We start from the raw sequence: 9,233 nt of genomic DNA on the forward strand, positions 1-9,233 counted from the left end.
ACGTCTGTCGGGATTATCATGCGCTACAGTTCCACTCGGCGCAGCCGCAACGCGTCGGCGATGACCGCGACGGAGGAGAGGCTTATCGCCGCTGCTGCAATCATCGCAGATAGAAGCCGTCGCGTAACGGGATAGAGCAGCCCTGCCGCGCTCGGAACGCCAAGCGCGCTGTGTGCGAGATGACCAAGACGTTCTGCTTGGTATCGTGCAACCTCGCAGGGCTGCTTTGCGAGCCCGCGTTGCCAAATCGGCTGCATGGAATCGATATCGGTTCGGAAAACCTAGCACTTCTGAAAAACGTCAACGTTATGAGCGCGGCATATGCAGGAAAAACTGCTTCAACTATGTAGGAAAATTAAAACAATCCTATTAGGACGGAACCCTCCTGCGCGGGAGGTCCGTTGATTTAGAAGTTGTGCTAGAACCCACATGGCACATCATGTCCGACGACCCCAAGGGAGGGCTCTTCGCATTTCCATGGAAACAATTTTAACTCTTGCCGGAATTTTTGCCTTAACGCTCGTGTTTGTCGTCGGTCTTCGCGCGGCCGGCTGGTCTGATTTTGCCGGCCCGTCCACGGCACCACAGCAGCGCCCGGTATTGGGCGGTGGCGACCCGCAAACCCATGCATGGCAGCGTTTCCACGCCCGCTATTACACCATGACCCTGCTTTTCGTCGCCTTCGAGATGGAAATGATGTTCATGTATCCGTGGGCTGTCATCTATGTCGCAGAAGGCGGCAAGGCCTTGGCCGAGATGGGCATGTTTCTTGCGATCCTGTCCGTGGGTATCCTTTATGGATGGCGTGAAGGCATTTTCAAATGGGAATGACGTGGATCACGCGCCTCGCGGCGGGCGCACGGGTGCCTGTGTTCATCGCGATGGGGGACGGTGCCCCAGCCGCGGCATTGACGCTCTCTCGGCACCCCGGTCTGTCAGTCGTTGATACGCCACGCGCCGCCAGCATTCTGCTTGTAGCTGGCCAGATGCCTGACGCTCTCATTCCCTATCTGCATCGTCTGCACGACCAGCTGCCGCATCCCAGAGCGACGCTTTTGTGGCAGTCCCCTCCCATCCCCTCGTTGCCGGACGCCATTGCAGTCGACGCTGATGATGACATCGGCCGGGCGGTGGCAGACGTTTTCGCCGCGGTGCTGGAAGGCAAGCGTGCCTCCGCGCCCGATATCCTGCCTGACGCGCCCCCTTCGGAATGGCGCGGTGTCGGCCCTCACGGGCAAGGCGGCAAGGGCATGATGGGTGGCACACCTTACGGTCGGCCGATGGCCATGACCGACGACGACATCCGCGACAGGTTGGCGCTGGACAGTTACACAGCTGCTTTCGGACCGTTCCTGCCGTTCTTTCCGCCCGGTCTGGTCCTGACACTGACGCTGCAGGGCGATGTGATCCAGAAGGTCGTGGTGACGCATCCGCCGTTCGACCATGACGGGTCACCGCTTGCCACGCTGTTAAACCTGCTCGGTTTGCCAGCACTCGCCACCAGATCATTGGGCGACCGTGCCGACGATCCCGTCCTGCGGCGGTTGATCCAGCTGTCCGGTGCGCGGTTTGCGATCCCATCCGGGCTGGGTCGATTGCCTGACGGATCGGACGTGCGGACCCGGTTCGATCGCATGACCGGGGCAGCGCCGGATGCTGCCTCGCAGGATGCGGGCGACACGACGCTTGAACATTTATTAGTCGGTCTGGAATGGCATGCGGCCATGCTGGTGTTGTGCAGCCTCGATCCCGCCACATTGCGCGATATCTGCAAAAACAGCGACACGGGTGATCAGGACGAGACGCAGGGCGAATCCGAAAGTGAGATGCACGCGGGGCATATGTCATGACGCTGCTGACGGTGCTTGGCATGCTCGTTTTCCTGTGCACCAGCGTTTGGCTGGCGGTTGCTCTTGATACCGCGTGTCGCGGCTGGATCTCGGGACAGGGTGCCGATCGCGCGGACGGACCGCTCCGGACGGCAGCCCTGTGGCTGACACAACAGCGGCTGACCACTGAGGCCCCTGACCGGATGAACGCGCTATTGTCCATTGCCGGATACATGGCGCTGGCCCTGACCGGGCTCGCGCTGGTGCCGTTGGGACCCGACACGGCGCTGATCGCCCTCCCGACCAGCGTTGTCCTGTGGGGCGCGTGCGAAGCACTGGTCGTTGTCGTCGTCTTTCTGCATGGCTGGTCCCCGAATGCGCCGCTGGCGATGATCGGGGCCTACCGTTATGTCGCGATTGGCCTGCCGATCATGCTGCTCAGCATGTTCGTCCTGATCGCCGCCGCCCTGCCCGCCCAGTCGCTGGACCTGCGCGACATCGTAACGTCGCAAGCCGATGTCTGGAACCTGATCCGCCAGCCGCTGGGCCTGCCGCTGTTCCTGCTGCTTGGCCTGTCGCTGACCCTGCGCGGCCCGTTCGACTATGCGGACAGCGCCGATCTGGCGGGCGGAACCTCTGTCGAGGCGTCTGGACCGGACCGCCTGGGCTGGCAGATCGCGCGGCTGGCGATGCTGACGGAGTTTTCGGCCATGGCGGCGACCGTCTTTCTGGGCGGCTACCTGGGGCCGGTACTGCCGGGGCCGCTCTGGATCGCTTTGAAGACCCTTCTCGTCATGACCCTCGTGATCGGCCTGTCGCATCTGGCAGCGCGCATGCCCGTGTCCCGCATGATGAGCCTGATCTGGATGATCCTGTTGCCGCTGTCGTTCGCTGACCTGATCTGGGCAGGACTGGTGGCGCTATGACAAAGGATATCTTGTTCTACGCCCTCTCCGCACTCGCGATCTGGAGCGGTTGGCGCGTCTTTCGGGTCGATTCCATGATCCGCGCGACGTTTGCGCTGATGGTGTCCTTTATCGCTGTGGGTGGCATCGCGCTGCTGATGTCAGCGGATTATATTGGCGTCGCCACCGTCTTCATGATGGCGGTCGAGATGATGGTCATGGGCCTGTTCATGGTCATGTTCATGATGAACCCCGCCGGCCTGAACCCGATGCAGATGGTCCACCAGTATCGCTTCTCCATCGGGGCCGGGATCGCCGCCTTCGTGGGCCTGACCGTCGCCATCCTGACGACACCGCTGCCCGATAACCCGTTGCCGCCGGGCGGCGACACGCTGCGCGATCTGGGGTTCGAACTTCTGGGCAACTCCATGCTGATTTTTGAGACGGCGGGCGTGACCCTTCTGGCAACGATGGTCGGTGCCGTCGTGCTGTCGAGCGCGAGTGGACGCTTCGGGTCGGCCGGGCAAGGGTCCGTCCCGCCCGGCCTGACCGCAGGCGGTCCCCCGGCGGGTCGCACGGCCGAAGACGGCAAGGGTCATGGTGGCCACGCCGGCCACGGCATGAGCATGCAGAAAAAGCCCGCGATGCAGGCCCATGACGATCACGGAAAGGGCCACTGACATGACCCTGACGGCCATTCTGATTGTCGCCGCGGCATTGTTCGGCATTGGCCTGTTCGGCGCGCTGTCTCAGAAATCCTTTGTCATGCTGATGATGGGGCTGGAGCTGATGCTGAACGGGACCCTTCTGGCGACCGTCGGATTCTGGGCCTATAGCCTTGGCGGTTTGCCAAAGGGGCAGTTGCTGGCGATCCTGATCATGGCCGTGATGGCGGTCGAACTGGCCATTGGCTTTGCGCTGGTCGTGGCGGTCTACCGCAAGCGGCAGGCGGACGTCATCGAATCCATCAAGACGTTGAAGAACTGATGCTTTGGCTGATCCCCCTTTTACCGATCGTCACCGGCGCTGTGATCGCAGCGATGGGCGACCGGTCGCGGCGCTGGCTGGGCACGGTTGCTGTCATGGTCTTGGGCGCGACGCTGTGTCTGACGCTGCTGGCCGCCGCACAGGGCTGGACCGCGACACTGATCTGGAGCGATGCGATCCGTCTGTCCGCCGAACTCACGCCGCTGTCGGCCGCCATCGCGCTGATGGTGCCGACGGTGGCGCTCGCGGTGGTGTTTCATGCGACCCAGCACGAGTCGCCGCAGGGTATCGGACGTCTGACCGGACTGATGATCCTGTTCACCGGCGGGATGCAGCTGGTCGTCGTCGCGGGCGATCTTTTGACGTTGTTGATCGGATGGGAATTGATCGGTGCCTGTTCTTGGGCGCTGATCGCGCACAAGTGGCGCGCCATCGAAAACCCTCGGTCTGGTCTTTACGCCTTTGTCGTCACCCGGTTTGGCGATCTGGGCCTTTTCGCCGCCGCCATAGCCCTGTTCGCAGGGACCGGATCGTTTGATTATGCCGGGATCGCGACGCTGTCAGGGCCATTGTCGTTCATCGTCGCCTACGGGATTTTGCTGTCCGCCGCATCGAAGGCGGGACAGGTGCCGTTCGCGCCCTGGCTGTTTCGCGCGATGGCCGGGCCAAGCTCTGTATCCGCCCTGCTGCACGCGGCAACGCTGGTGGCGGCCGGGGCCTACATCATTGCGCTCCTGCATCCGTCCCTGTCGGTTGTCCCGGGGTGGCAGGCAACGACCATCGCGATCGGCCTGACGACGGCTTTGGCAGGCGGCGTCACCGGCGTCCTGCAAAACCACGCCAAGCGCCTTCTGGCGGCTTCGACCTCTGCCCAGATGGGATTCATGTTTGTCGCTATCGGTGCGGGCTACCCCGGTGTGGCGGCGCTTCACCTGATCGTTCATGCGACCTTCAAGGCCCCGCTGTTTCTTGTCGCCGGCGCAGCTGGCGATGCGACAGGCAGCTACCGGCTGGACCGGATGCGGCTGGGGCGGATCATGCCGCTGATTGCGGGGCTTGCGGTCATCGCCGCAGCCGGTCTGGCGGGCCTGCCACTGACCGGCGGCGGCTGGAGCAAGGAAGAAATCGTCAAGGCCGCAGAACACGCAGACTTCTGGCTCTCGATCGGCGTCATGATCGGCGGTGCCCTTAGTGCCGCCTATGCGACCCGGTTCGTGCTGCTGGCGTTTGGCCGTCGCAGTGAAGACGACCGCGACATCGCGGCACCGGGTTGGGCGGAAACCGCGGGTATTGCCGGACTTGGCGCCCTGACGCTGGCGACAGGTCTGCTGTGGGTGTCGCCCCTGTCCGACGCGCTGGCGGCAGCAACCGGGTTCACCCTGCCCGAAGGCAGCACGCTGGGCCTCGTCCTCTCGCTGATCTGCGTGGCTGTGGGGGTCGCCTCCGGCATCTACGTCGTGCGCCACAACCCCGCCCTTGGCCGCACCGGCGCTGCGGCGGCCGCGTCGGATTGGCTCGGCCTGCCGACGCTGATCACACGGGGCGTGGTGCTGCCGTTCGATGCGCTGGCGCGCGCTGCGGCACGTTTTGACGACGACATACTGGATGCCGGACCCCGTAGCGTTGCCGCGCTGGCCCGACGCGGTTCAATGGCGATTGCGGCCATGGACAACCAGGTCGTCGACAAGGGCGTCCGCGCCACCGCCGCCTTTGGCGACTGGCTAGCCCGGGTCGCCGACCGTTTCGGAGAAGCGCTGTCGGACGGCATACCCGAGGGCACGGCCGGTATCACCGGCATGCTGGGGCGTGAGGCACGACGCCTGCAATCCGGCCTGTCACATCACTACTACGCCTACATCGTCTGCGGCATCTTTGCCGTCGTCGCCATACTCGCTGCAGGAGCCTGACATGCTGACACTCGCCATCCTGATCCCGATGCTGGGGGCACTGGCGCTGGTCCTTTCACCGGGCCTTGGACATGAAAAGGCCCGGTGGCTGTCCATCGGCGCATCGGTCCTGTCCTTTGCCTGCCTGATCATCGTTTGGGCGCTATTCAGAATCGGAGAAGAGGCACCGGCATTTCAATCCGTGGCCGAGGTGCCGTGGATCCCGTCACTGGGTGTTGCGTGGCGCGTGGGCGTGGACGGCATGTCACTGGCCCTGTCACTGATGAGCGGCGTGCTGTTCATTGCCTGCATTGCCTGGCCGATGGAACACCCGGACCGGCCTATCGCCTATTACGCGTGGTTCCTGTTTCTGGAATCCGTGTCGCTGGGCCTGTTCCTCGTGCTGGACCTTCTGCTGTTCTACGTCTTCTTCGATCTGAGCCTTGTCGGCATGTTCTTCCTCATCGGGCGATGGGGCCACGACGGCGCAGAGCGGGCAGCGTTGAAGTTCTTCATCTACACACTGGCCGGATCGCTCGCGATCCTGCTGGCGATCATCGGGCTGGTCCTGTCGGTCGACCCGATCACGTTCGACATGCGCACGCTGATCGCGGCGCAGCCACTGGCGGGCATGGACCTGCGCGGCGGGCTGATCCTGCTGGGCTTCATGGTGGGCTTTGCCGTCAAAACCCCGCTCTTTCCGGTGCACACCTGGTTGCCGCCGGCGCACGTCATGGCCCCGGGCCCGGTGTCGGCGATCCTTGCCGGCGTGTTACTGAAGATGGGGACCTACGGCATGGTCCGTATCCCATTGCAGATGCTGCGCGAAAGCTTTGCCGCCTATGCCTTCCCCATCGCGCTGTTCGCGCTGGCCTCAATCCTGTGGGGGGCCGTCGTGGCCCTGGGACAGACCAACCTGAAGCGCCGCATCGCCTACACCTCGGTCAATCACATGGGCTATACCGTGCTGGGGATCGCCGCCGCCGGGGCCATGCTGGCCGGCGCAGAGAATGCGCGGTCCCTTGCCCTGACCGGTGCCGTGGTCGAAATGGTGGCCCATGGCCTGATTACCGGAGCCTTGTTTCTGATCGCAGGCGGGTTCTGGGCGCGCAGCCAGACCTACGATCTTGACGCCTTTGGCGGGTTGGCGGGCGTTGCGCCGAAACTGACCGTCGCCGCCGTCATTGCGGCCTTCGCAAGCCTTGGCCTGCCGGGACTGGCGGGTTTCGTGGCCGAGGTGCAGATCTTCGTCGGCGCCTTTGCCGTGTTCCCCGTGATCGCGGCCATCGGCCTTCTCGGTATTCTGATCACGGCCGCGCTGTTCCTGCGGCTCTTGCAGCAGGTCTTTTTCGGCGATCTGCCGACCGCGCGGAAAGGCTTTCCCGACCTCAGCCGCCGCGAGGGGGCAATCCTGTCGGTCCTGCTGTTCCTCGTCGTGCTGATCGGCATCTATCCGCGCTGGCTGCTGGATCTGATCGGCAGTGCAACCCGTGCGATCGTCGGAGGATCGTGATGCCAATCGGCGACTTGTCCCCAGAGATTGCGATCATCGTCGCCGCGGTGCTGGCCCTGCTGTTTGCGGCCTTTGCGCCACGCAGGTGGCAGGCGGGTGCGGCCTTGATCGCTCTGGCAGGTATTCTTGTCGCAGCCACCCTGCTGGTGCTGCAAATTGGTGAGACGCGGTTTACCTTTTCCGGCACCTGGGCCATCGACGGGGCCAGCATCTGGGCGCGGCTGATGATCCTGTTCGCAACCGCGTTCTGCATCCTGCTGTCGCCCGGCTGGTTTCGCACGGACCCCCGCCACGGCGAGTATTACACCATCCTGCTGCTGTCCGCTTTGGGTGCCATGGCCATGGCCGGGGCCGGCGATATGCTGCAACTGGTGATCGCGGTGCTGCTGTCGTCGGTCACCGGCTACACACTGGCCGCGTGGCACCGCGACTGGGCCCTGTCGGTCGAGGCGGGCATGAAATACTTTCTGATGGGGGCCCTGGCGAACGCATTGCTGGTGACGGGCGTCGCGCTGGTGCTGGGCCTGCTGGGCGACAGCGGCTACACCGCACTCTCGGCGACCTTCGCGGCGGGTGTTGCACCATCGCCCCTCTTGTTCGTGGGCTTCGCGCTGACGCTCGTCGGCGTGGCTTTCAAATTGGGGGCCGTGCCTGCGCAGGCGTGGTTGCCCGATGTCGCCGAAGGCGCGCCCGTCCCATCTGCCGGTTTTCTGACCGTCGTGCCAAAGATCGGGGCCGCGATCGCGATGGCCCGGCTGGTGCAACTTGTCCCGCCCGACGCGTTGGGACTGCGGCCTCTGCTCGCCGTCATGGCGGCTTTGACCATGACGGTCGGCAACCTCGCCGCACTCTGGCAAGACGACGTGCGTCGCATGATCGGCTGGTCCTCGGTCGCACAGGCCGGATACCTGCTGATGGCAGTCACGGTGCTCGGCCTCAGCCCCGATGCGCTGATGGCGGTGCTGGCCTTCGTCGCCAGCTACGCCATCGGCAATCTGGCGGCCTTCGCCGTCGTGGCGCACCTGCGTGGGCGCACTGCGATCGCGGACTATGCAGGGTTAGCGCGGCGACAACCCATCGCGGCCGCAGCGCTTGTCCTGGCATTCCTGTCGCTGGTCGGTATCCCGCCGACCGTCGGATTTCTGGGCAAGCTGACGCTGTTTCTGACAACGATGCAGGGCGGCTACCTGTGGTTGGCCTTGCTTGCCGCGGCGAATACCGCGGCGTCATTGTTCTATTATGCGCGCATCATGGGGACCATGTATTTTGGAACGCCGCCTGACACGGTAGAGGTTCTGGACCGTCTCAGCGGGGTTGCGATGTGGGCGGCTGCCATAGCGGTCCTGGGCGGTGCCGTCGTCGCACAATTCGCGTTCACCGCCTTCCGCTTCAGCACCCTATTGCCAATGTGATACGGTTGCGGCAACACCGCGGCATGACTGCGACCACGTCGCCTTTTTCGAGTGACTGATTGCGGGGCTGCTGACCGCAATGAGATCATCCGTCATTTCGGACTGCACGTCACACCCGAACGTTTGTGAAATCTCGCATCAGTCGTGCCGGAGTTTCGGTCGTTACCGTCATTTCTCGGCATGGCTGTTGATTTCCACCCAGAAGTGACCCGGGTAGCGGCATAATTTCCATTGAGAATTGACCCATGTGACCCTTCCTCTAGCGGCATGCGCAGCGGGGGACATTGGAGTGATACACATGGGACTTTTGAACATCATCCGACGTATGGCTTTGCGCGAGAAGTTGCCCCTGCGCGAGATCGCGCGTCGCACGGGCATGTCGCGTAACACGATCAAGAAGTATCTGAACGCAGGCACGATCGAGCCGCAGTTCGCGACGCCGGAACGGCATAGCAAGCTCGATCCCTTTGCTGAGAAGTTGGCTGGCTGGCTGAAGACGGAGGCCGGCAAGTCGCGCAAACAGCGGCGGACGCTGAAGCAGATGCATGCGGATCTGGTGGTTCTCGGATTTGACGGGTCCTACAATCGCGTTGCGGCTTTTGCCCGTGACCGCGTCGGCCGCGGGAAGGACCGGCAGGTCAACATGCGCTTCCTTGCGATGGCAAACCACTACGTGTTCGATCCGGCGTTCTGCAATCCTG

At 63.6% G+C, this 9,233-nt stretch carries 9 protein-coding genes; all 9 read left to right on the forward strand.

Features of this window, described 5'->3' with window-relative positions:
- The first annotated feature begins 477 nt into the window (after positions 1–477).
- Positions 478–831, forward strand: coding sequence for an NADH-quinone oxidoreductase subunit A (locus BUA54_RS18260; protein ID WP_072858704.1), 354 nt, complete (start codon positions 478–480; stop codon positions 829–831).
- Entirely contained in the window at positions 828–1,850 is a 1,023-nt protein-coding gene (locus BUA54_RS18265) for a hypothetical protein (RefSeq protein WP_143155510.1), read from the forward strand. The genes BUA54_RS18260 and BUA54_RS18265 overlap by 4 nt, the downstream gene beginning before the upstream one ends.
- A complete protein-coding gene (locus tag BUA54_RS18270) occupies positions 1,847–2,755 on the forward strand; it encodes an NADH-quinone oxidoreductase subunit H (protein WP_072858706.1) in 909 nt (302 codons plus the stop codon). The genes BUA54_RS18265 and BUA54_RS18270 overlap by 4 nt, the downstream gene beginning before the upstream one ends.
- The gene (locus BUA54_RS18275) at positions 2,752–3,414 is read left to right on the forward strand and encodes an NADH-quinone oxidoreductase subunit J family protein (protein ID WP_084114572.1); all 663 of its coding nucleotides are present in this window, start codon (positions 2,752–2,754) and stop codon (positions 3,412–3,414) included. The genes BUA54_RS18270 and BUA54_RS18275 overlap by 4 nt, the downstream gene beginning before the upstream one ends.
- Position 3,415: 1 nt before the next feature.
- On the forward strand, positions 3,416–3,721 hold the full coding sequence (nuoK, locus tag BUA54_RS18280) for an NADH-quinone oxidoreductase subunit NuoK (protein WP_072858707.1): 306 nt from the start codon (positions 3,416–3,418) through the stop codon (positions 3,719–3,721).
- The gene (locus tag BUA54_RS18285) at positions 3,721–5,628 is read left to right on the forward strand and encodes an NADH-quinone oxidoreductase subunit 5 family protein (RefSeq protein WP_072858708.1); all 1,908 of its coding nucleotides are present in this window, start codon (positions 3,721–3,723) and stop codon (positions 5,626–5,628) included. The genes nuoK and BUA54_RS18285 overlap by 1 nt, the downstream gene beginning before the upstream one ends.
- Before the next feature lies 1 nt (position 5,629).
- Positions 5,630–7,120 carry a complex I subunit 4 family protein gene (locus BUA54_RS18290; protein WP_072858709.1) on the forward strand — a complete coding sequence of 497 codons (1,491 nt, stop codon included), beginning with the start codon at positions 5,630–5,632 and terminating at the stop codon, positions 7,118–7,120.
- The gene (locus BUA54_RS18295) at positions 7,120–8,532 is read left to right on the forward strand and encodes an NADH-quinone oxidoreductase subunit N (RefSeq protein WP_072858710.1); all 1,413 of its coding nucleotides are present in this window, start codon (positions 7,120–7,122) and stop codon (positions 8,530–8,532) included. Before BUA54_RS18290 ends, BUA54_RS18295 begins: the two co-directional genes overlap by 1 nt.
- A 298-nt stretch (positions 8,533–8,830) precedes the next feature.
- Positions 8,831–9,233: IS21 family transposase (locus BUA54_RS18300; RefSeq protein WP_483869216.1), on the forward strand; the 403-nt coding region annotated here is incomplete at its 3' end.

Source organism: Loktanella atrilutea (genome assembly GCF_900128995.1).
In the GTDB taxonomy this organism is placed as follows: domain Bacteria; phylum Pseudomonadota; class Alphaproteobacteria; order Rhodobacterales; family Rhodobacteraceae; genus Loktanella; species Loktanella atrilutea.